At 74.2% G+C, this 22,999-nt stretch carries 10 protein-coding genes; 6 read left to right on the top strand and 4 right to left on the bottom strand.

Annotated features, from left to right (window positions below):
- Positions 1–21 precede the first annotated feature (21 nt).
- The 6 genes from AB0R04_RS09430 to AB0R04_RS09405 all read left to right on the top strand — a co-directional run bounded on the left by AB0R04_RS09430 (position 22) and on the right by AB0R04_RS09405 (position 16,447).
- Positions 22–1,482, top strand: coding sequence for a helix-turn-helix transcriptional regulator (locus tag AB0R04_RS09430; RefSeq protein ID WP_363369540.1), 1,461 nt, complete (start codon positions 22–24; stop codon positions 1,480–1,482).
- 425 nt (positions 1,483–1,907) lie between these two features.
- Complete coding sequence (locus tag AB0R04_RS09425) at positions 1,908–2,726, top strand: sterol desaturase family protein (RefSeq protein WP_363369760.1); 819 nt, start codon at positions 1,908–1,910, stop codon at positions 2,724–2,726.
- A gap of 69 nt (positions 2,727–2,795) precedes the next feature.
- The gene (locus tag AB0R04_RS09420) at positions 2,796–12,038 is read left to right on the top strand and encodes an amino acid adenylation domain-containing protein (protein WP_363369539.1); all 9,243 of its coding nucleotides are present in this window, start codon (positions 2,796–2,798) and stop codon (positions 12,036–12,038) included.
- Positions 12,025–13,704, top strand: coding sequence for an NAD(P)/FAD-dependent oxidoreductase (locus AB0R04_RS09415; RefSeq protein ID WP_363369537.1), 1,680 nt, complete (start codon positions 12,025–12,027; stop codon positions 13,702–13,704). The genes AB0R04_RS09420 and AB0R04_RS09415 overlap by 14 nt, the downstream gene beginning before the upstream one ends.
- A 26-nt stretch (positions 13,705–13,730) precedes the next feature.
- Complete coding sequence (locus tag AB0R04_RS09410; protein WP_363369758.1) at positions 13,731–15,395, top strand: NAD(P)/FAD-dependent oxidoreductase; 1,665 nt, start codon at positions 13,731–13,733, stop codon at positions 15,393–15,395.
- On the top strand, positions 15,392–16,447 hold the full coding sequence (locus tag AB0R04_RS09405) for an NADP-dependent oxidoreductase (protein ID WP_363369535.1): 1,056 nt from the start codon (positions 15,392–15,394) through the stop codon (positions 16,445–16,447). Before AB0R04_RS09410 ends, AB0R04_RS09405 begins: the two co-directional genes overlap by 4 nt.
- A 64-nt stretch (positions 16,448–16,511) precedes the next feature.
- On the opposite strand, the gene AB0R04_RS09400 is transcribed toward AB0R04_RS09405, so the two are convergent.
- From AB0R04_RS09400 to AB0R04_RS09385, 4 genes are all read right to left on the bottom strand, one after another.
- Positions 16,512–17,867: a hypothetical protein gene (locus tag AB0R04_RS09400; RefSeq protein WP_363369756.1), complete on the bottom strand. Its 1,356-nt coding sequence runs from the start codon at positions 17,865–17,867 to the stop codon at positions 16,512–16,514.
- 192 nt (positions 17,868–18,059) lie between these two features.
- Complete coding sequence (locus AB0R04_RS09395; protein ID WP_363369533.1) at positions 18,060–19,298, bottom strand: pyridoxal-phosphate dependent enzyme; 1,239 nt, start codon at positions 19,296–19,298, stop codon at positions 18,060–18,062.
- A 93-nt stretch (positions 19,299–19,391) separates the two neighbouring features.
- Complete coding sequence (locus AB0R04_RS09390; protein ID WP_363369531.1) at positions 19,392–19,946, bottom strand: YceI family protein; 555 nt, start codon at positions 19,944–19,946, stop codon at positions 19,392–19,394.
- Between the two features lie 192 nt (positions 19,947–20,138).
- Positions 20,139–22,871, bottom strand: a complete 2,733-nt coding sequence (locus tag AB0R04_RS09385) for a penicillin acylase family protein (protein ID WP_363369754.1) — start codon at positions 22,869–22,871, stop codon at positions 20,139–20,141.
- Between the last annotated feature and the right edge of the window lie 128 nt (positions 22,872–22,999).

Genomic DNA, 22,999 nt, shown 5'->3' with positions numbered 1-22,999 from the left:
AAGCGACCGGAGGAGGCAGCCGTGCACCGCAACCGCGTGGCCGTGGCACCGGCGTCCGCACCTCCGTTCCCACCTCCGTCCCCACCCGTCGCCCCGCCCGCCCAGGAGCTCGGCGCCTGGCGGGACTTCGGCGCCCGGCTGCGCCACTGGCGGCGCCGGGCCGGCCTCACCCAGGCCCAACTCGGCGCCGGCATCGGCTACGACCACACCGCGGTGAGCAAGATCGAGCACGGCGCCCGCCGGGTCACCCCGCGGATCGCCGACCGGATCGACGAACTCCTCGGTGCGGGCGGTGAGTTGAGGGCCGCCTGCCAGCGGGCCGAGACCGCCGAACTGCCCTCCCTGGCGCCCCTCGCGCCCGCCCTGCTGCGGCCCCCGCTGCCCACCGCGGCCGCGAACGGGCCAGCCGGCCCGGCCCGCTGGAGCGCCCCCGCCCAGCCGCCGCCCCGGCTGCCCGACTACGGCCTGCTCTGCCCGCTGCACGGCGCCGACGGCTGCGATGTCCCCGACCCGGTCGAACTCGCCGCGCTGCACGCCGAGTTCTGCGCCGCGAACCCGGCCGCCGTGCCGCCCCTGGACGCCGCCACCGCACACGCCCTCACCGGGCTGCTCGCCGCCCACCTGCGTTCCGGCGAGGCCGGCGGCCTGCCGGGCCTGGCCGCCGCCGTCGAACGCACCTTGCAGGCCGTGCTCGCCCGGCTCGCCGCCGCCCCCGCCGCGCAGCGCCGCCCGCTCGCCCGGCTGGCCGCCGAGCACGCGCACGCCGCGGGCGCGCTGCGGATGCAGGACGGCCGCAACGCCACCGCGATGGCCTGCTTCGACCGCGCGCTCGCCTGGGCGGAGCTCGCCGGGGACCAGGCCACCCAGGTCGCCGCGCTGAGCGACATGAGCACCCTCGCCCGGATGGACGGCGACCCGGCCGCCGCCCTCGGCTACGCCCGGGAGACCGGCCGCGCCGCCCCCGGCCGGCACTGGGCCGGCGCGATGGGCCAGATCGGTCAGGCCCGTGCGCACGCCCTCACCGGCGACGTCCGGGCCACCATCCGGCACCTCGGCCGCGCCCGGCTGCACCTGGACCACATCGGCGCCCGGGACGAGGACGACGCGCCCTGGCTCTCCATCGCCTCGATGCGGCTGCGAGTGGAGTCCGGCGCGGCCGCCGCGCTGCGCGACCTCGCCGCGGTCGTCGACGACCCCCGGCTGGCCCGCCGGGCGCTGACCGCCGCCGAGACCGCGCTCGGCCTGCTCGGCCCGGCCCAGCTCCCCTCCAGCCGTCTCCTCTTCACCGTCCGGGTGGCGGACTGCCACGCCTGCGCGCACGACCCGCAGACGGCCGTCCAACTGCTCGGGCCCGCCCTGGAGACCGCCCCGGCGGCGGCCCTGCCGGCCCTGGTCGGGTACGAGCTGCGCGGCCTGCGCGACCGCCTCGCGGCGTACCGGCCGGACGCGGCGTGGCGGCTGGCGGAGCTGGCGGGATCCTGACGGGCGCCGCCGCCCGCGCTGCCCACCCCGCCCACGCCCGCGCTGCCCGGTTCGCCCACGCCCGCGCGCCCGGTTCGCGCTCGCCCCGTGCCACCCGCGCCGCCCTCGCGGGACCGGTGGCCGGATCCGGGTCCGGACCGCACCCCGCCACAGGGGGGCGTGCGACCTCGCCCGGCGCGAAACCGGCCTCGCTGCGCTCCGGTTTCTCAAGTGCCTACGAACAAACGCGCCCCTTTCGCGCCGCTCTAGCGTCAACTTCGTGCGCGGATCTTCCTCCGATCGGGTTATTTATGGCGTTAACACGTCGAATGACTGCCGCAGCTGACCGCTCCCGCTAGAGTCTCTGACGTTTCCAGTCATTAGTTCGCGAATAACCAAGGGGGCGCGTGCTGTCCGCCATTGCACGCCGGCTCGCTCATCCGCTTCTGCTCCTGGGGGTGCTGTGCACGGCCGTCGCCACACTGCACTTCCACTGGGAGCCCGACCGGGTCTCCCCCCTCGTGCTGGTCGGCGTCCTCGGGTATCTGGCGGTACTGGAGCGGGTGATCCCGTACCGGACCGACTGGCATCCGAGCGGGCGTGAACTGCGCTGGTACACCGTGTACTTCGTGCTGAGCATGGTCGGCGGCGCGGTCGCGACGGGGCTGGTGACGGCGCTGGTGCAGGTGCTCGGGGCGGCCCGTCCGGCGCTCCCGTTCGCCGTGGAGATCCCGCTCGCGCTGCTGGTCGGCTCGCTCGGCGACTACCTCGTCCACCGCTGGTCCCACCACAACCGGTGGCTCTGGCGCCTGCACGGCGTCCACCACGTGCCGGACAAGGTGAATGTCGCGAACAACGGCGTGAACCATATTCTCGACGTGTTCGTCGCGCAGTCCGTGGTGCAACTCTTGCTGTCGCTGATCGGCTTCTCGGTGGAATCCGTGTTCGTGGTCGGAATATTCATTCTTGCGCAGGGGTATTTCGTTCACGCGAACATCGACGTCCGCCTCGGGCTCCTCGGACACCTGCTGGCCGGCCCCGAGCTCCACCGACTGCACCACAGCACCGACCTCGCTGAGGCCGGGCACTACGCCTCCGACCTCTCGCTGTGGGACCACGTGTTCGGCAGCTTCACCTGGCGCCCCGGCCGGGTGCCCACCGCCGTCGGCCTCGCCGATCCGGCCGCCTTCCCGGCCACCGGCGAAGTGGGCGCCACCCTGCTGCACCCCTGGCGCCAGGTGAAGGCCACCGAGCCGTCCGTCTGACCCCGCCCGCGAGGCCGCTCTTCCTCCGCCCGTGTCCGCGCCGCCACGCCATCACCCTCGGATTGGATCATGACCACCTCGCCCTTCGCCGTGCCCTGCGACCGGATCGCGATCACCGGCATCGGCTGCCGCCTGCCGGGACACGCCAACGACCACCGGACCTACTGGCGCAACCTCGTCGAGGGCCGGGACTGCCTCACCGCGACACCCGCCGACCGCTACGACACCGGCACGCTCGGCAGCCGCGACCGCTCCAAACCGGGCCGCCTGATCGGCGGCCGGGGCGGCTACATCGACGGCTTCGACACCTTCGACCCGGACTTCTTCGGCATCAGCCCGCGCGAGGCCGAGCACATGGACCCGCAGCAGCGCAAGCTCCTGGAGGTCAGCTGGGAGGCCCTGGAGGACGGCGGCCTGCGCCCCGGCGAGCTGGCCGGCCGCGACGTCGGCGTCTACATGGGGGCCTTCACCCTCGACTACAAGATCCTCCAGTTCGCCGACCTCGACTTCCGCACGCTCGCCGCGCACACCGCCACCGGCACCATGATGACGATGGTGTCCAACCGGATCTCGCACTGCTTCGACTTCCGCGGCCCCAGCGTCTCGATCGACACCGCCTGCAGCTCCTCCCTGGTCGCGGTGCACCTCGCCTGCCAGAGCCTGCTCCGCGGCGAGACCGAACTCGCCCTGGCGGGCGGCGCGTTGCTGCACATGGCGCCGCAGTACACGATCGCCGAGACCAAGGGCGGCTTCCTGTCCGCCGACGGCCGCTCACGCGCCTTCGACGCCTCCGCCGACGGCTACGTCCGGGCCGAGGGGGTCGGCGTGGTCGTCCTCAAGCGGCTGTCGGACGCGCTGCGCGACGGCGACCCGGTACACGCCGTCATCCTCGGCAGCGGCGTCAACCAGGACGGGCGCACCAACGGCATCACCGTCCCCAGCGCGGATGCCCAGGTCACCCTGATCGAACGGGTCTGCGCCGAGGCCGGGGTGCTGCCCGGCAGCCTCCAGTACGTCGAGGCGCACGGCACCTCCACCCCGGTCGGCGACCCGATCGAGGCGGCCGCGCTCGGCCGGGTGCTGGGCGTCGGCCGCCGCCCGGGCGACCGCTGCTACGTCGGCTCGGTGAAGACCAACATCGGGCACACCGAGGCCGCCGCCGGCGTCGCCGGGCTGATCAAGACCGCCCTCGCCCTCAAGCACCGGCGGATCCCGCCGCACCTCAACCTGGAACGGCCCAACCCCGGCATCGACCTGGCCGCGCTGCCCTTCGACATCCCGACCGCCCCGGTCGACTGGCCCGAGCACGACGGGCCGGCCCGGGCCGGCGTCAACTCCTTCGGCTTCGGCGGCACCAACGCGCACGTCCTGCTGGAGGAGGCGCCGAGCGCCGGGCCCGCCGCCCCGGCCCCGCAGCCGGCCTGCACCGTGCTGCCGTTGAGCGCCAAGGACGCCGCCGGACTGCCCGAACTCGCCGCCGGAATCCGCCGGGAGCTTGCCGCCGGGGTGCCGCTCGCCGACCTCGGCCACACCCTGGCGCACCGGCGCCAGCACCTGCCCGAGCGGCTCGCGGTGGTCTACTCCACGCAGGACGACCTGGACGAGGCGCTGGCCGCCCACGAGCGCGGCGAGGCGCACCCCCGGGTGCTCCAGGGCCGTGCCCGGGAGCGCCAACAGCGCCGCCTGGCCTGGGTGTTCACCGGCATGGGCCCGCAGTGGTGGGGCATGGGCCGGGGCCTGTACGAGAACGAACCGGTCTACCGGGCGGCCGTCCAGGCCTGCGACCGGGAGATCCGCGAGCAGGCCGGCTGGTCCCTGCTCGACGAGCTGCACCGCGACGAGGTCGACTCCCGGATGGCCGAGACCTGGCTCGCCCAGCCCGCCAACTTCGCCGTCCAGCTGGGCCTGTCCGCGCTCTGGCGCAGCCACGGCCTGCGCCCCGACGCGGTGGTCGGGCACAGCACCGGCGAGGTCGCCGCCTTCCACGAGGCCGGGGTGTACGACCTGGCCGACGCCGTCCGGGTGGTGCTGGCCCGCAGCCGCCTCCAGCAGCGGCTGTCCGGCACCGGCACCATGCTCGCCGTCGGCCTCCCGGAGGCCGAGGCGGAGCGCCGGATCCGCCCGTACCGTGCCCGGGTCTCGCTGGCGGCCGTCAACAGCCCCTCCGCCGTGACCCTGGCCGGCGACACCGACGCGCTGCGCGAACTCGCCGAGGAACTGCGCGGCCAGGAGGTGTTCACCCGCTTCCTGGACGTCGAAGTCCCGTACCACAGCGTGCGGATGGACCCGATCCGGGACGAGCTGACCGCCGCGCTCGCCGCGCTCAAGCCCAACGAGGCCCGGCTGCCGCTCTACCTCACCGCCCGCGAGGGCCTCGCCCGCGGCCCCGAACTCGACGCCGGGTACTGGTGGCACAACGTCCGCAACCCGGTGCGCTTCCGCGCCGCCGTCGAACGGATGGCCCAGGACGGGCACGGCCTGTTCCTGGAAGTCGGCCCGCACCCGGTGCTCGGCCACGCGATCCGCGAGTGCGTCGACGGCGCGCACGCCCTGCCGTCCATCCGCCGGCACGCCGACGAGCCCGCCTGCTTCACCCGGTCGCTCGCCGAACTGCACACCCTGGGCGTCGAACCGGACTGGCGCGCACTGCACCCGGCCGGCCGGCCGGTGCCGCTGCCCGGCTACCCGTGGCGGCGCGACCGGTACTGGGTCGAGCCGAGCGCCGTCCGGCAGGTCCGGCTCGGCGAGGTCGACCACCCGCTGCTCGGCCGCCGCACCGCGAGCGCCCAACCCGCCTGGACCACCGCACTCGACCCCGAGCGGCTGCCCTACCTGGCCGACCACCGGATCGAGGGCCAGGTGGTCTTCCCTGCGGCCGGGTACCTGGAGATGGCCGCCCAGGCCGTCCGCGCCCTCACCGGCGGCACCGAGGTGGTGCTCGCCGAGATCGAGCTGAACCGGGCCCTGTTCCTCTCCGACACCGAGCCCACCCCCGTCCAGCTCGGCTACGCCCCGGAGGACGCCCGCTTCACCATCGCCTCCACCCCGGCCGGCGGCGAACCGGTGGTGCACGCCGGCGGCCGGGTCCGCACCGGCCAGCGCCGCGCCCACGGGCCGGCGCTGGACGTCGAGGCGATCCGCTCGCGCGGACAGCGCTTCGACGGCCCCGACTGCTACCGGCTCCTGGCCGCCCGCGGCTACGACTACGGGCCCGCCTTCCAGGCCGTCCAGGAGGTGTGGGCGAGCCCCGGCGAGGCACTGGCCCGGATCAGCCCGACCGACCGGCTCGGCCCCGAGGCGGCCGACCACCAGGTGCACCCGGTGCTGCTCGACGCCTGCTTCCAGACCCTGCTGGCCACCCGGCTGCTCACGCCCGAGGACGGCGGCGTGCGGCTGCCGGTGTCCATCGAGGAGGTCCGGCTCGACCAGGTCGGCGACCGGCCGCTGTGGGCGCACGCCACCGTCACCCGCGAGGGCGGCGGCGAACTCGTCGGCGACCTCGCCCTGTACACCGAGGACGGCACCCCGGTCGGCCGGATCACCGGCTTCCGGGTCGCCGACGTCGCGCAGGCCCCCGCCTCGGTCGGCCTCGCCACCATCGACGGCTGGCTCACCGAACTCGCCTGGACGGACGCCCCGGCCGCGCCCGCCGACCAGGACCTCGGCGACCTGCTGCTGTTCGCCGACACCGGCGGCCTCGCCGAACGCCTCGCCGCGCTGGCCGCCGAACGCGGCGCCCGCTGCCACCTGGTCCGGCCCGGCACCGGCTACCGGCCCGGCGACGGGCGTTCGACCGTGCGCCCGGACTCCGCCGAGGACCTCACCCGGCTCCTCACCGACCTCGGCCCCGGCTACCGCACCGTCGTCCAGCTGTGGAACCTCGACCAGCCCGCCCTCGACACCACCACGGCCGACCGGCTCGGCCAGCTCGCCACCCTCGGCGGCTACGCGCTGATCGCCCTCGCCCAGGCCCTGCCCGCCGCCCTCCCGGACGCCCGGCTGCACATCGTCACCCGGGGCACCCAGGCCGCCGACCCCGCCGACCGGGTCGAGCCGCTCGGCGCACCCGCCTGGGGCATCGGACGGGTGCTCTGGCAGCAGGAACTCGTCGCCCAGCGCGGCACCCTGATCGACCTCGACCCCGCCGCCGACCCGCTCGACCAGGCCGAGGCGCTGCTCGCCGAACTCGCCTCCCGGGACGAGCAGGAGATCGCCCTGCGGGCCGGCCACCGCCGCACCAGCCGGCTCCGCCAGGCCGAGGGCCTCACCCGCCCGCTGCCGCCGGTCCTGCGCCCCGACGGCAGCTACCTGGTCACCGGCGCGTTCGGCGCGCTCGGCCGACTGCTCTGCCGCACCCTGGTCCGGCGCGGCGCCCGGCGGCTGATCCTGGTCGGCCGCACCGCGCTGCCCGAGCGCGACCAGTGGTACCGGACCGACCCCGCCAGCCCGGCCGGGGAACGGATCGCCTTCCTGCGCGAACTCCAGGCGCTCGGCGCCGAACCGCTGCTCGCCCCCGTCGACGTCACCGACGAGACCGCCCTCGCCGCCTGGCTCGCCGACTACCGGCAGCGCCAACGCCCGCCCATCCGCGGGGTGTTCCACCTCGCCGGGCAGGTCAAGGACGTGCTGGTGCCGCAGATGGACCGGGCCGCCTTCGACGCCGGATACGCCCCGAAGGTGGTCGGCGGCCACCTGCTGCACCGGCTGCTGCGCGACGAACCGCTCGACCACTTCGTGCTGTTCGCCTCCGTCGCCTCGCTGCTCACCACCGCCGGGCAGACCAACTACGCGGCCGGCAACGCCTTCCTGGACGCCCTCGCCCACCACCGCCGGGCCGCCGGCCTGCCCGCGCTCAGCCTCGACTGGGGCCCCTGGGCCACCGGCATGATCGAGGAACTGGGCCTGGTCGCCCACTACCGCGACGCCCGCGGCATGAGCTCGCTCCCGCCGGACGCCGGCACGGCCGTGCTGGAACGCGTCCTCGGCCAGGACCGCGCCCAGCTGCTGGTCGCCACCGTGGTCGACTGGCCGACCTTCCTCGCCTGGTACCCCGCGCCGCCGCCGCTGGTCGCCGACCTGGCCGCCAGCGCCGCCGAGCAGGCCCCGGCCGAGACCGGCGGCTTCCTGGACGCCTACCGCACGGCGGATCCGCCGACCCGGCACCGGCTCGTCACCGAGCGGTTCACCGCCGCCGCCGCGGCCGTGCTGCGGATCGGTGCCGAGCGGATCGCCCCGGACACCAGACTCGGCGCACACGGGCTGGACTCGCTGCTCGCGATGGAGCTGCGCGCCCGGGTGCACGGCGAACTGGGCGTCGCCCTGCCGGTGGTGGCGCTGCTCAGCAACGGCACCGTCGGCGACCTGGTCGACCTGCTCGTCGCCGGCCTGGCCGGGCGGCTCGACGCCGAGGGCGGCCCCGAGCAGGCCGAGGTCGCGCTGTACACCGACGAGGCCCGCTACCCGCTCACCCACAATCAGCAGGCGCTGTGGTTCCTGCGCCAGCTGCACCCGGACGGCTTCGCCTACAACATCGGCGGCGCGGTGGAGGTGCGCGCCGAGCTCGACCCCGAGCTGGTCTTCGCCGCCTTCCGCGCGCTGGTCGCCCGGCACCCCGGGCTGCGGGCCGCCTTCACCGCCGAGGAGGGCCGGCCGGTCCAGCGGATCCGCCCGGAGGCGGTGGCCGACACCGGCCTGTTCGACGTCGAGGGCCGCCCCTGGGAGGAGATCCACGCGCTGATCGTCGCCGAGTACCGGCGGCCGTACGACCTCGCGAACGACCCGCTGGTCAGGCTGCGGCTGTTCCGGCGCGGACCGGACCGCTGGATCCTGATGAAGGCCGTCCACCACATCGTCTCGGACGCGATCTCCACCTTCACCTTCATCGAGGAGCTGTTCGAGGTCTACGAGGCGCTGCGCCAGGGCCGCACCCCCGAACTCCCCGCCGTGGCCGCCCGCTACCTCGACTTCCTCAACCACCAGAACCGCTTCCTGGCCGGCCCCGACGCCCGGCGGATGCTCGACTACTGGCGCGGCCACCTGCCGGCCGAGATGCCCGTCCTCGCCCTGCCCACCGACCGGCCCCGGCCGGCCGTGCAGACCCACAACGGCGCCTCGGCGTTCTTCCGGCTCGACGCCGACCTGACCGCCCGCGTCCACGAGCTGGCCCGCGCGCACCACGCCACCCCGTTCATGGTGCTGCTGAGCGCCTACTACCTGTTGCTGCACCGCTGGTCGGGCCAGCAGGACATCGTGGTCGGCAGCCCCGTCACCGGCCGCACCCAGGAGGAGTTCGCCTCCGTCTACGGCTACTTCGTCAACCCGCTGCCGCTGCACGTCAGTTTGGCCGGGGAGCCGACCGTGGCCGAGCTGCTGGCCCGGGTGCGGGAGAGCGTGCTCGGCGGCCTGGACAACCAGGAGTACCCGTTCCCGCTGCTGGTCGAGCAGTTGGGGCTCCAGCACGACCCCAGCCGCTCGGCGGTGTTCCAGGCGATGTTCATCCTGCTCACCCACAAGGTCGCCGTGGAACGCTTCGGCTACCGCCTGGAGTACATCGAACTCCCCGAGGAGGAAGGGCAGTTCGACCTGACGCTGTCCGCCTACGAGGACCGCGCGGACGGCTGCTTCCACTGCGTGTTCAAGTACAACTCCGACCTCTTCGACGCCGCCACCGTCGAGCGGCTGGCCGCGCACTACCGCAACCTGCTGGACGCCATGACCAGCGCCGGCACCGACCGCCCGGTCGGCCGGCTGCGGATGCTCGACGAGGCCGAACGCCGCCGCATCCTCACCGGCTTCAGCGGCGCCGACCGGCGGGCCGACCACGACACCCCGGTGCCCGAACTCGTCGCCAAGGCCGCCGCCGAACACCCCGAGGCCGTCGCCGTCACCTCCCCCCGCCCGGACGGCGTCCGCCGCCTCACCTACGGCGAGCTCGACCGGCGGGCCCAGCGGACGGCCCTGCGGCTGCGCGAACTGGGCGTCGGCGAAGGCTCGGTGGTCGCGGTCTGCCTGGACAAGTCACCCGAGCTGGTCGTCGTCCTGCTGGCGATCTGGCGGGCCGGCGCCGCCTACCTGCCGCTCGACCCCGGCCACCCGGCCGACCGGCTCGCCTACCAGGTGACCGACGCCGGAGCCGCCCTCGTCGTGGTCGCCGAGCGGAACCCGTTCGGCACCGAGCCGCCCGTCCGCCCCGTCACCCTGGACGAACTCGACCGGCCGGCCGCCGAGAGCGGCCCGCTGCCCGCCGCCGACCCGGACCGCCCCGCCTACGTCATCCACACCTCCGGCTCCACCGGCCGCCCGAAGGCCGTGCGGGTCGACCACCGCAACCTCGCCGCCGTCACCGCGGGCTGGCGCGCCGAGTACCGCCTCGACACCGAGGCCCGGGTGCACCTCCAGATGGCCGGGACCGCCTTCGACGTCTTCTCCGGCGACCTCGCCCGGGCGCTGAGCACCGGCGGCACCCTCGTCCTGGTCGACCGCGACCTGCTGTTCGACACCGCCCGGCTGTACCGCACCATGCGCGAGGAGGCCGTCGACTGCGGCGAGTTCGTGCCCGCCGTCGCCCGCGGCCTGCTGGCCCACTGCGAACGCGAGGGCCTGCGGCTGGACTTCCTGCGGCTGCTGGTCGTCGGCTCCGACTCCTGGAAGGCCGCCGAGCACCGGCGGCTGCGCGCCCTGTGCGGGCCGGACACCCGGCTGGTCAACTCCTACGGCCTGACCGAGGCCACCATCGACACCAGCTACTACGAGGGCGGGGCCGACGCGCTGGAACCCGGCCGGATGGTGCCGATCGGCCGGCCCTTCCCCAACAGCGCGCTGTACATCCTCGACCACTACGGCGAGCCGGTACCGCCCGGCGTGCCCGGCGAGCTGTGGATCGGCGGCGCCGGTGTCGCCGCCGGCTACCCGAACGACCCGGAGCAGACCACCCGGCGCTTCACCACCCTGGAGCTCGACGGCCCGCCCGTCCGGCTCTACCGCACCGGCGACCTCGGACACTGGGACGCCCACGGCACCGCCCACCTGCTCGGGCGGATCGACAACCAGGTCAAGGTGCGCGGCCACCGGATCGAGATCGGCGAGATCGAGGCCCACCTCACCGCCCGCCCCGAACTGGCCCAGGCGTGTGTGGCGGTCCGTCAGGACGCCACCGGCGAAGCCGTGCTGGCCGCCTACCTGGTCCCCGCCGAGGGGACCACCCTGGACCGCCGGGAACTGCGCCGCCACCTGGCCGAGCACCTGCCCACCGTGATGATCCCCTCCCACCTCACCGAACTGGCCGCCCTGCCGCTCACCCCCAACGGCAAGGTCGACCTGGCCGCCCTGCCCGAGCCCCGGATCGACACCGGCGACGCGCAGCACGAACCGCCCGTCACCCTCTACGAGATCCGCACCGCCGAGCACTGGAGCAAGCTGCTCGGCGTGGCGGAGGTCGGCCTCCAGCACGACTTCTTCGAACTCGGCGGCAGCTCCATCCGGCTGATCGAGCTGATCCACCACCTGCAGACCGAGTTCAACATCAGCATCCCGGTCGGGCTGCTGTTCAAGGTCACCACCCTGCACGGGATGGCCCGCACGCTGGAGCAGATCATCACCGGCGAAGTCGCCGGCGGGCAGCCGTACCTCTGGTTCAACCCCGGGGCGCCCGAGGGGCGGACGGTGTTCTGCTTCCCGCCGGCCGGCGGCCACGGCCTGGTCTACCGCCAGCTCGCCGCCCACCTGCCCGACCACCGGCTCGCCGCCTTCAACTACCTCACCGGCGACGACAAGACCGCCCGCTACGCCGACCTGGTCGAGGAGCTGGAGGAGTCGGGGCCGTACGTCCTGCTCGGCTACTCGCTCGGCGGCAACCTCGCCTTCGAGGTGGCCCGGGAGCTCGAACGCCGAGGCCGTACGGTCAGTTCCGTCCTGGTGGTGGACTCCTACCGGATCCCCGAGCCCTTCGAACTCGGAGAGGAGCACCTGGCCGTCTTCGAGCGCGAACTCCACGAGCACCTGCACCGGCACACCGGCTCCCGGATCGTCGCCCAGGAGACCCTCGAACAGGCCCGGGACTACCTGGCGTTCTGCAGCCGGACCCCCAACCTGGGCGTCCTGAAGGCCCCGCTCAACGTGGTCTGCGAACGGGACCGGCTGGCGCTGCACGCGGGCGGCGAGCACGGCTCCTGGCACGGCGCCTCCAGCGCCGGCACCGCCGTCCACGCCGGGCACGGCAGCCACGCCGAGATGCTCGACGCCGAATTCGCCGCCCGCAACGCCGAACTGGCGGGCGCCATCCTGGCCGGAGGCACCGCCGATGGCCGGGCCTGAGCGCGGACCGGACTGGTCGAGCCGGGAGCGGGCTTCCGGCGGCCCGCCCCGGGTCATCGTGATCGGCGCGGGCATCGGCGGGCTCTCCACCGGCTGCTACGCGCAGATGAGCGGGCTGGAGACCCGGATCTTCGAGAAGCACGTGCTGCCCGGCGGCTGCTGCACCGCGTGGTCCCGGCACGGCTACCTGTTCGACTACTGCATCGACTGGCTGATCGGCACCGCCGAGGGCACCGGGGCGAACCAGGTGTGGCGCGAACTCGGCGCCCTCGACGGCAAGTCGATCACCCGCTTCGACGTCTTCAACCGCGTCGTCGACGAACACGGCCGCGCCGTCACCTTCTACGGGGACCCGGACCGGCTGGAACAGCACCTGCTGGCCACCGCCCCCGGCGACGCCAAGCCGATCCGCGCCTTCTGCCGGGACCTGCGCCGCTTCGCCGCCATCGACCTGCCCTGGGACCTCACCCCGCCGCCGCTGCGCGGCCCGGCCGAGCGGCTGCGCACCCTGCGCACCGTGCTGCCCGCGTTCCGGCTCTTCTGGCGGACCGCGACGACCCCGATGAGCGGCTTCGCCGAGCGCTTCCAGGACCCTCTGCTGCGGCGGGCGCTGCCCAACATGTTCCTCCAGGAGCCGGCCGGCTTCCCGCTGCTGCCGTACCTGTACACCCTGGCCGCCGCGCACAACGGCAACGCGGGCTTCCCGCAGGGCGGTTCGCTCGGGCTGGCCCGCTCGGTGGAGGAGCGCTACACCTCGCTCGGCGGGGTGATCGGCTACCGCTGCCGGGTGGAGCGGATCCTGATCGAGGGGGACCGCGCCGTCGGCGTCCAACTCCGGGACGGCTCCCGGCACTTCGCCGACCACGTGGTGGCCGCCTGCGACGGACCGACGGTGCTCGACCGGCTCCTCGAAGGCCGCTGGTCCAGCCCCGCCACCGACCGGCTGTACGGCGAGCTGCTGGACAAGCCCGGCAACCTGTACCCGGCCGTCGTCTCGGCCTTCGTCGGCGTGGACGGCCCGCTGCCCGAGGGCGAACCGCACAGCACCACCTACCTGCTGCCCCCCGAGCAGGGCGCCCGGCTGCCCGGCTCGCTCCAGCACAGCCTGGTCGTCCAGATGCGGTCGGACTACGCGGAGGGCTTCGCGCCGCCCGGCAAGTCGGTGCTGCACTGCACCTACTTCAGCGACTACCGCTCCTGGAAGGACCTGCGGGTCCGCGACCGCCGCGCCTACCGGGCGCGCAAGCAGGAAGTCGCTGCGTTCGTCCGGGAGTTCCTGGAGCGGACGTACCCCGGGCTCGGCCGCCGGATCGAACTCGTCGACGTCGCCTCCCCGGTGACCACCGAGCGGTTCACCGGCAACACCTACGGCAGCATCCTCGCCTGGCAGGCCTTCTCCGAGGCCGAGGACGCCGCCAACCGGCTGGTCAACCGGGACCGGATGCGGCTGCCCGGGCTGCGCGGCTTCTCGATGGCCGGGCAGTGGGCCGGCCTCGGCGGCCTGATCCGCGCCGCCACCAGCGGCCGGTACGCCGCGCAGTACCTCTGCCGGGAGCTCGGCCGGCCGTTCCGGGCCTGGCCCAGCGAAAACCAGGAACCTTGGCACACGGGCAAGTTGGGCAAACTGCCGCAACTCGACCGGGCCACCGTGGGAGTGCCGGAATGACCGGAACGAATACCAGCAGGCAGACCATGGTGATCGTCGGGGGCGGGCTGGGCGGCCTGTCGACCGGCTGCTACGCGCAGATGAACGGCTACCGCACCACCGTCCTGGAGATGCACGAACTCCCCGGCGGCTGCTGCACGGCCTGGGACCGCGGCGAGTTCACCTTCGACTGCTGCGTGAGCTGGCTGCTCGGCAGCGGCCCCGGCAACGAGATGCACCAGATCTGGCTCGAACTCGGCGCGCTGCAGGGCAAGGTGATGCGCAACTTCGACGTCTTCAACGTGGTGCGCACCCGGGACGGCCGCGCCGTCTACTTCTACTCCGACCCCGACCGCCTCGAAGCGCACCTGCTCGACCTCGCCCCGGAGGACGCCCGGCGGATCCGGCAGTTCTGCGCAGGGCTGCGCAAGTTCCGCCGCGCCCTGGTCCGTTACCCCTTCCTCAAGCCGGTCGGGCTGATGGGCCGGGCCGAACGCTGGCGGATGCTCGCCTCCTTCCTGCCGTACTTCAACGTCATCCGGCGCTCGATCACGGTGCTGATGAGCGACTACTCGGCGCGCTTCCGGAGCCCGCTGCTACGCGAGGCGTTCAACTTCGTGCTCTACGAGCAGCACCCCAACTTCCCGGTGCTGCCCACCTACTTCCAACTCGCCTCGCACGCCGGGCAGTCGGCCGGGGTGCCGGAGGGCGGCTCGCTCGGGCTGGCCCGCTCGATCGAGCAGCGCTACCGGCGGCTCGGCGGCGAGATCAGCTACAACACCAAGGTGGCCGAGATCCTGGTCGAGCAGGACCGGGCCGTCGGGGTGCGGCTGAGCGACGGCCGGGAGATCCGGGCGGACATCGTGGTCGCCGCCTGCGACGGACGCACCACCATGCTGGACCTGCTCAAGGGCCGCTACCTGAACGACACCTACCGCCGGCTGTACACCCGGACCATCACCGAGCCCGGCATGGTCTTCCCCGGCTACCTCACCGTCTTCCTCGGCCTGCGCCGCCCTTTCCCGGCCGGGGACCCGTGCACCACCTACCTGCTGGAGGACGAGGTCGCCGACCGGCTCACCGGCATCCGCCACGCCAGCATCAACGTCCAGTTCCGCAGCCGCCACTACCCCGAGCTGTCGCCCGCCGCGACGACCGTCGTCTACGCCAGCTACTTCTGCGACATCGCCCCCTGGCGGGAGTTGAGCACCGGCCCGGAGCAGGCGCCGCGGCTGCGGCGGGGCGAGGAACTGCACACCCTGCCGGTGGGGCGCGGCCGCGAGTACCAGCGCGAGAAGCGGCGGGTGCGGGACGCCATCGTGGAGTTCCTGGACGGGCACCACCCCGGCCTGCGGGACGCCGTCGCGGTCAAGGACGTGTCCACCCCGCTCACCCAGGTCCGCTACACCGGCAACTACGACGGCACGGTGCTCGGCTGGCAGCCGTTCGTGGAGAGCGGCGAGACCCTGGAGGAGGAGATCAAGCGCAACGGGCCCGGGCTGCCCGGCCTGGCGAACTTCTACCTCTCCGGCGTGTGGGCGACCACCGGGGGGCTGATCCGGGCGGCCGCCGCCGGCCGGCACGTCGTCCAGTTCATCTGCCGCGACGACGGCCGGCCGTTCACCGCCGCCGTGGACGACAGCGCGCCGCCGCCCACCCTGGTCATCGAACCGGTCGGGCCCGCCGACCGGCGGTTTGGAGTCACCTCATGAGGGTCGAGAAGTGGGTCGTCCGCGAGCACGTGGACGGCGTGCCGGACGTCGAGCGGATGTACCGGAAGGTGGTCGAGGAGGTGGACGTCCGCCTCGCCGCGGACGAGATGCTGCTGCGGACCAGGTACGTCTCGGTCGACCCGTACCTCCAGGGGATCGCCCTGGACACCCCGATCGGCGACCACATGGGCGCGGACTCCATCATGGAGGTGGTGGAGGCCGGGCCGGACGCCGCCTTCGCCGTCGGCGACCTCGTGCAGGGCTTCGGCGGCTGGCGCAGCCACGTGATCAGCAACGGCGCCCCGGCGCTCTGGCAGACCGGCACCTTCCCGATGGTCTTCCCCGCCTACCGGCGACTGGACCGGAGCGACTACGACGACGCCCTGCCGATCTCCACCGCCCTCGGCGTCCTCGGCGGCCCGGGGATGACCGCCTGGGGTACGGTCGAGAAGTTCCTGAAGGTCCGGCCGGGGGACACCGTGCTGGTCAGCGGGGCGTCCGGGGCGGTCGGCTCGGTGGTCGGACAGCTGGCCCGGCACCGGGGGGCCCGGGTCATCGGCACCACCGCCACCCCGGCCAAGGCCGCCCGGCTGAGTGAGCTGGGCTTCGACGCGGTCCTGCTCTACCGCGACGGCGACGACCCCGAGCGGCTGCGGGAGGAAATCGCCAAGCTCGCCCCGGCCGGCATCGACCGCTACTTCGACAGCCTGGGCGGGGCGCTCACCGACGCGGTCTTCTCCCAGCTCGCCGTGGACAGCCGGGTCGCGGTCTGCTGGCAGTGGGGCAGCCAGGTCGGCGGCGACTGGGCGGGCCCGCGACTGCTGCCGATGATCATGTTCCCGCGCACCACCATCCGCGGCATCTTCTCGCTGGAGTGGTTCACCGAGGAGAACTGGTCGGCGCTGCGGCAGGAGCTGGGCGCGCTCGTCCGCAGTGGGGACCTCGGCTACCAGCAGACCGTCCACCGGGGCTTCGACAACATTCCGGCCGCCTACCGCAGCCTGTACGTGGACCGCTCCGCGAGCCGGGGCAAGGTGCTCGTCGAACTCTGAGCCGGGCGGTCCGCGGGGCCGGCCGGGGCGGGCGGTTCGTGGGCCCGCCCCGGCCGGGCGCAGGTCAGTTCAGGCTGAACCAGGTGGAGCGGGACTTCTTCCACTCCGGCTGGGCGAGGTCCTTGGCGGCAGTGCCGTCGCCGTACAGGTCGGCGGAGCCGTCGTCGGTGATCAGCTGGGCCCGGGCGCCGGGGGCGTCCAGGTTCGGGACGTCCGGGACGGCCTCCCAGGCGCCGGCGTCGCTGGTCGGCAGGTCGACCAGCTTGGCCGGCTGGGAACCCGGCTGCCCGTTCCAGCGGTAGAGGGCGTACGGGGCGGAGTTGTCCTCGGCGGACCAGGAGCCGGCCACGATCAGGTACTGGCCGAGGTCGTTGCGGCGCAGGTCGCGGATGGAGAGCCCGCCGAGGTCCAGCTCGACCGGCTCGCCGAAGGTCGCGTGCGAGGCCGAACCGGACAGCAGCGACGGGAGGTTGGTGACCGGGACGAGCAGCGCGCGGCCGCCGGTGACCGCCGGGGTCAGCGGCGCGCGGAAGCCGATGTACGCGGTGGTGGTGCTGCCCGGGGCGAACTCCAGCCCCTCGACGTTGAATCCGTCGATCTGCTTGGGCGCCTGGCCGTCCGCCGCGCCCGCCGCGAAGCCGTAGCGGTCGCCGTGGGCGCCGTCCCAGGCGATCAGGTCGTCGCGCAGGCCGTGGTACGAACCGGCCAGCGACAGCTGGGTGTTGGCGCCCGAGCCGGTGACCTTCGTGGTGAACACGGTGTGCCGGTCCGGCTTGACCTTGCCGTCCTTGTTGTTGCCGAGCGAGCCCGTCCAGTAGATCGTGTCGCCGACCCGGGCCGCGGCCTCGATGTCGATCTCCTTGGAGACGCCGAGCGCGGAGCTGAAGTCCCAGGTGCGGACCGGCGCGCCGGAGGCGTTGCGGTCGTACAGCCGCAGCACGTTGGACTCGTCGTCGCCGACCAGGATGTAGCCGCCGCCCGCGTCCACCGCGGCGGAGGCGTCGCTGGAGCCGGTCAGGTAGCGGCTGGCGGCCGGGAACTGGACGGCGGGGGAGGCCGCGTAGTGCAGGGTGCGGGTCGCGGTCTTGCCGCCCAGGCCGGTCACCTTGATGGTGAGGTCGGTGTAGCCGACGCCCTGCGCGGCGACCGCCAGGGTGCGGGTGCCGCCGGTGCCCGTCACCGCCACGTCGCCGGTCCGCGCGACGGCGCTGCGGGTGCTCGCCGAGGCGGCGACGGTCAGCGCCGAGGCCGCGGCCCCGCTCTGCGCCACCGCCACGGACACCGTCGGGTCGCCGGTGGCGCCGACCGCGCCGGACAGGTAGCCGGCCGAGAAGGTGATCGTCGGAGTGCCGTACGAGGCCGCGGCGGCCGGGACGACCGGCAGGGCGAGTACGGGCACCGCCGCGACGGCGACGGCCAGCGGCAGCAGACGGCGGGGGGAACGGGACACGGTGACAGCCCTTCGACGCACGGGGAGGAGCGGGGGCGGTGCGGATCCGGACCAGCCTGGGCGGCCGCGGCGAACGCCAACCCTACGCCGGAGAACCGGACGGCGAACAGCAGGCCTCCAACGGCGGGCGGGAGTTGGGGGAAAGGCCCGGCCGGGCATGGCCTAGCCGCGGATTCCGGCCGTATGCAGGCGGCGGCGGACCTCCTCCCACTCCGGGGCGACCGGCGCGGTCGACCGCGCGCCGACGCCCCGGTCCTTGAAACCGCTGGACGTCGACACGCACACCACCGGCCCCTCGGCCTGCCCGAGGCCCTCGACGCCGCCGAGGCTGCGCAGCCCCGCGAGCCCGGCCGCCGCGGACAGCTCCGTCCAGAGCCCGGAGCGGGCCAGTTCGGCCTGGGCGGCCGCGAGTTGGCCGTCGTCCAGGGTCAGCACCCGGCCGCCGCTCTCGCGGACCGCGACCACGCCCCGGTAACCGCCGACCGGGGAGGCGATCGAGTACGCCTCGCTCGGCCCCACCGTCACCCGGGCCGCCGGCAGGCCCTGGCGGACGGCCAGCGCGAGCGGCGCGCCGGACGCGGACTCGCAGGCGACGATGCGCGGCACCCGGTCGGCCAGGCCGAGCCGGTGCAGTTCGCTGAAGCCCTTCCAGACGCCGAAGAGCAGCTCCCCGTAGCCGGTGGGCACGAACACCGCGGCCGGCACGCCGATGTCCCGGAAGATCTCGTACGCGACGGTCTTGTAGCCCTCGGGGCCGTACGCGTGGCCGGTGTGGGTGGTGGTGAGGTTGCTGACCGGGTGCAGGCCCAGCCGGTCCACGACCTGCCGCAGCAGCGGCCAGCGGGCCTCCCACGGCACCGGCAGCACGACGGCGCCGTAGGCGTTGAGGAACGCGTCGACGGCCGGCGGCAGGTCGGGCCCGGTGAACACCACGCAGCGCAGCCCGGCCCGGGCGGCGTAGGCGGCGGCGGACGCGCCGTGGTTGCCGGAGGAGGCCACCGCGATCCCGGGCGCGCCGACGCCCACGGCGGCGCTGGTGGTGCAGCGGTTCAGCCGGTCCTTATGGCTCCAGGTCGGGTTGCGGGCCTCGTCCTTGACGTACACCCCGGGTTCGAGCTCGACCAGCGGCGTGCCGCCCTCGCCCAGGCCCGGCGCGAGCAGCGGCGGCAGCAGGGGGGCCCACCGCTCCAGCCCGCCGCGCGGCGCCCCGGCGTCCGACCCCGGGGCGAACAGGGCGGCCGCGTCGGCCTTGCGGTAGGCGTAGTCGACCTCGACGGGGTAGGACACGTCCTCGGTGCCGGTGCGGGGACAGCCCGCGGTGAGCGGGGGCCACAACGGGTAGTCGAGGGTGGGATCGCCGAGGGAGCGCTGGCCGGTTGCGAGGGAGCCGTCTGTCGCCATGTCAGGAGCCTAACCGGACCTGCGGCGCCCGGTCCGGCGGATTTCGGGGCCCGGTGGGCGGGGGATGGCGGGCCTCAGGGGTTCCTGCGGCCGCTACTGGCCCTGCCGGACGGCCGAGACGTCGAACTCCAGGACGACCTTGTCGCCGACCAGGACGCCGCCGCCCTCCAGGGCCGCGTTCCAGGTCACCCCGAAGTCCTTGCGGCTGATCGTCACCGAACCCTCCAGGCCCACCCGCAGGTTGCCCTGGGGGTCGACGGCGTTGCCGGTGTACTCGACGTCGATGGTGACCGGGCGGGTGACGTCCTTGACGGTGAGGTCGCCCGTCACCCGGAACTCGCCGTCCCCGCGCGGCTCGATTGCCGTCGTGGCGAAGGCGATGGTCGGAAACTTCGGCACGTCCAGGAAGTCGTTGGTGCGCAGGTGCTGGTCGCGCTGCTCGACGCCGGTGTCGATGCTGTCGGTCCGGATCGTCACCCGGGCGGTGGAACGGCCCGGGTCGGCGCCGTCGAGGTGGGCGCTGCCCTCGAAGGCGGTGAAGGAGCCGCGGACCTTGGTCACCATGGCGTGGCGCGCCACGAAGCCGATCCGGGTGTGGGCGGGGTCGAGGACGTAGTCCCCGGTGAGATCGGACAGGGAGACGGTCATGGTCGGCTTACCTCCTGGGCCTCTGCGGGGAATCGCGGGGGTCGGGTCCTCGGGGGTCGCCGACCTCGGCGGCGGTGCCGCCCCGGTCGCCCCGGACCACGCTAGGTGCTGCGCCCCGTCCCCGCCCGTCGGGCCCGGGCCGCTGTCTTCCACGCGGGTGCCCCCGCCCGGGTGGAAGACAGCGGCATGGGTTCAGCGGTGGCTCGGGAACTGCACCACCTGCTGGTAGGTCGGACGGTTCTGCCAGGTGGTCTTGTCGTCCGTGACACCGCCGAGCGGGCGCTGGATGATCGTGTCGGCGCACCACTGGTCGCCGGCGGAGCAGTCCGCGTCGCCCGGGTAGACCTGGGCCGGGGTCTGGGCGGCCGCCCGCTTCAGGGTGTCCAGCAGCACGCCCCGGCAGGCCGCCAGATCGCCCCCGCCGCAGTACGGGCGGGCCAGCGGGCCGGCCACCTGGTCGCCCAGGACGGACCGCAGGTCCTTGTCCAGGTAGCTCCACCAGCCGTACTGGAAGGCCGAACCCTTGTGCGGGATCGCCTCGTTGGCGCTCACGGGGCCGCCGCCGCCGGGACCGGGCTGGCCGCCGGAGGGCGACTCGTTGATCTGCAGGGCGCCGGTCAGGGCCGTGAACAGCTGGTCTCCGAGGCCGGGCCGCATGACGCCCTCCGCGACCAGCGGCCACCAGGCGTCCAGGACGCGGATCGCGGCGGCGTCCGCGTAGCCGTGGCTGCCGGGCGACGTCTCCTTCCGCTGGGCGCCGTCCGCCAGCCAGGCCTCCAGCTGCTGGAGCGCGGTGGCGGCGGCCGGATCGGTGACGGGGGCGCTGCGCAGCACCCGGATCAGGTCCGGCAGGACGTCCTCGGCGCGCAGGTCGGCCAGGGCGGCGCCGGCCATGGCCTGGGTGAGCGAGACCCGGCTCGCCTTGCCGCCGTTGCGCAGCAGCGCCTTGACCCGGTCGTCGAGCAGGTTGCCGCGGTGCACCGAGCCGTTGCCGAACCCGGCCGAGGTGAAGCCGTCGGCCTGCTTGTTGTTCCAGGAGATGTAGTAGTCCTGGTTGACGGACTGCGGGTGCTCGGCCGCCGGGGTGTACCGGGCGGTGTTGGTGGCGGGGTCGAAGTCGGCCCACTCGTAGGCCGGTTCGGCGCGCAGCGGCAGGCCGGGGTCGACCCCGGGGGCGCGCACCGGGTTGCTGCCGGAGTTGTAGTACGCGATGTCGCGGGAGTCGGCGTAGAACCAGTTGAAGGTGTAGTTGATGTCCTGCGCCGCCTGCTGGAAGCCCGCCGCGTCGTGCACCGCGCCGGGGTCGTTGAGCTCCTGGAAGCCGATGATGGAGTCCGCCTCGTGCCGGTAGGTGGAGCGCAGCGAGGTGAAGGCCACGGGGGCGCCGCCGACCGTGCCGCGGGCGGTCACCAGGCCGTACCTGCTGCGGTACATCACCAGGGTGTAGGAGCCGGCGGCGGTGGAGTCGGCGGTGGTCGGGTTCCAGGTGTTCTTGCGTTCCAGCCGGTCGAAGGGGACGCACTGGCCGTGCCAGAGGTAGGAGTTGGCGGCGGTGGTGGCCGGGGAGCCGTCGGTGGTGCAGAGCGGGACGGCGTAGGTGTCGGTGATGTCCTGCCCGGCGGAGGTGGCGCTCCAGGCGTAGTCCTGGCCGCGGCCGAGCTGCACGTAGAAGCTCAGGCCGGCGAAGGCCGCGCCGCGCGCGCTGATGCCGGGGCCCTGGATCTCCTCAAGCATCAGCAGCTGTGGGGCGAAGTAGCCGGTCTGCGGGCCGAACATGGTGACCGGGTGGCCGTCGTCGGTGTGGGCGCCGGAGACCAGCAGCGCGTTGGACATGCCGTGCTTGGCGGTGAGCAGGTTGCCGGGCAGCACGCCCGGGGCGGCGGTCCTCGCGGCGCCGGCGCCCGTGCCGGTGGCGTCGTAGATCATCCGCTCGGGCACCACCGAGCCGGGGTCGGGCAGCGCCTCGCCCTGCGGGGCGTCGGGGACCGGGGCGTAGGGGAAGCGCTGGCCGTCGTGCAGGGTCTGGACGGCCTCCGGGTCGTCGGCCTCGCGCAGCGACTTCCAGACCGCGTCCCCGGCGTCCTTGCCGTAGCGGGCCTCGGCGGCCGACTTGACCTGGGCGGAGGCGAGTTCACCGCCGCCGCCGGAGCCGAACAGGGCGCCGACCACGGAGGCCAGGGCGACCAGGTCGGTCAGCTTGAACGGCTCGATCGACCCGGCGTTGGTGATCGGGTCGATGTGCCCGGTCAGGTCGTACTCGCCGGGGAAGGTGCGGGCGTTGTAGGACTCCTTGGCGTACTGGTTGATGCCGTCGAGGTACGCGTTCGCGTCGGTGAGGGCCTGGGCGGCCCGGCCGCCGCGGGCCGCCAGGGCGTCGATCTGCTGCTGCAGTTCCGCCTCGGTGTACGGCGCGGCCTGCCAGAAGCTCTGCTCCAGCTGGCGGTTGGCGGCGGCGCCGCCGGCGAAGCCGGACAGCTGGCCGCGGCCCACGTGCCGGAACAGGTCCATCACCCACAGCCGGTCCTGGGCGGCGGCGTAGCCCGCGCCGTACTCGGTGCCGTAGCGGGTGGTGCCGGTGATGTGCGGGACGCCGGTGGCCTTGTCGCGGACGATGGTGACGTCGGCGCGCGGGCTGATGGTGCTGGCCACCTGGTCGGCGGGGACGCCGAAGGAGGCGTCGTTGAAGAAGTCGCGCAGCTTGGCCTCGGTCAGGCCCGGGTAGCCGGAGGCGAGGGCGGCGTACGGGCCGAGCTGGTCGTCGGTGTGGGCGGGGCGGCTGCCGAACATCCGGTTGAGCAGGATCTCGGCGAGCGTGGCGTTGCCGTTCTCGCCGGGCGGCAGGATGTCCCGGCAGTGGCCGCCGCAGTAGTCGGCCGCGGTGGCGGTCGGGGCGGCGGGGGCGGCGGCGGTGGGGGTGGTGGTCAGGGCGGCGGTGACGAGCAGGGCCGACGCGGCGGCGGCGGCCGGGAAGCGCAGGGGGTGGGGGCGTAGGCGCAAGGGGAGCTCCTCCGTCGAAGCCACGGGAGCTCGACGGTAGGGGCGTTACTGACCGG

Origin of the sequence: Kitasatospora sp. NPDC056731, assembly GCF_040687675.1 — a bacterium.
Taxonomy (GTDB): domain Bacteria; phylum Actinomycetota; class Actinomycetes; order Streptomycetales; family Streptomycetaceae; genus Kitasatospora.
This window is presented reverse-complemented; position numbering and strand designations above follow the sequence as displayed.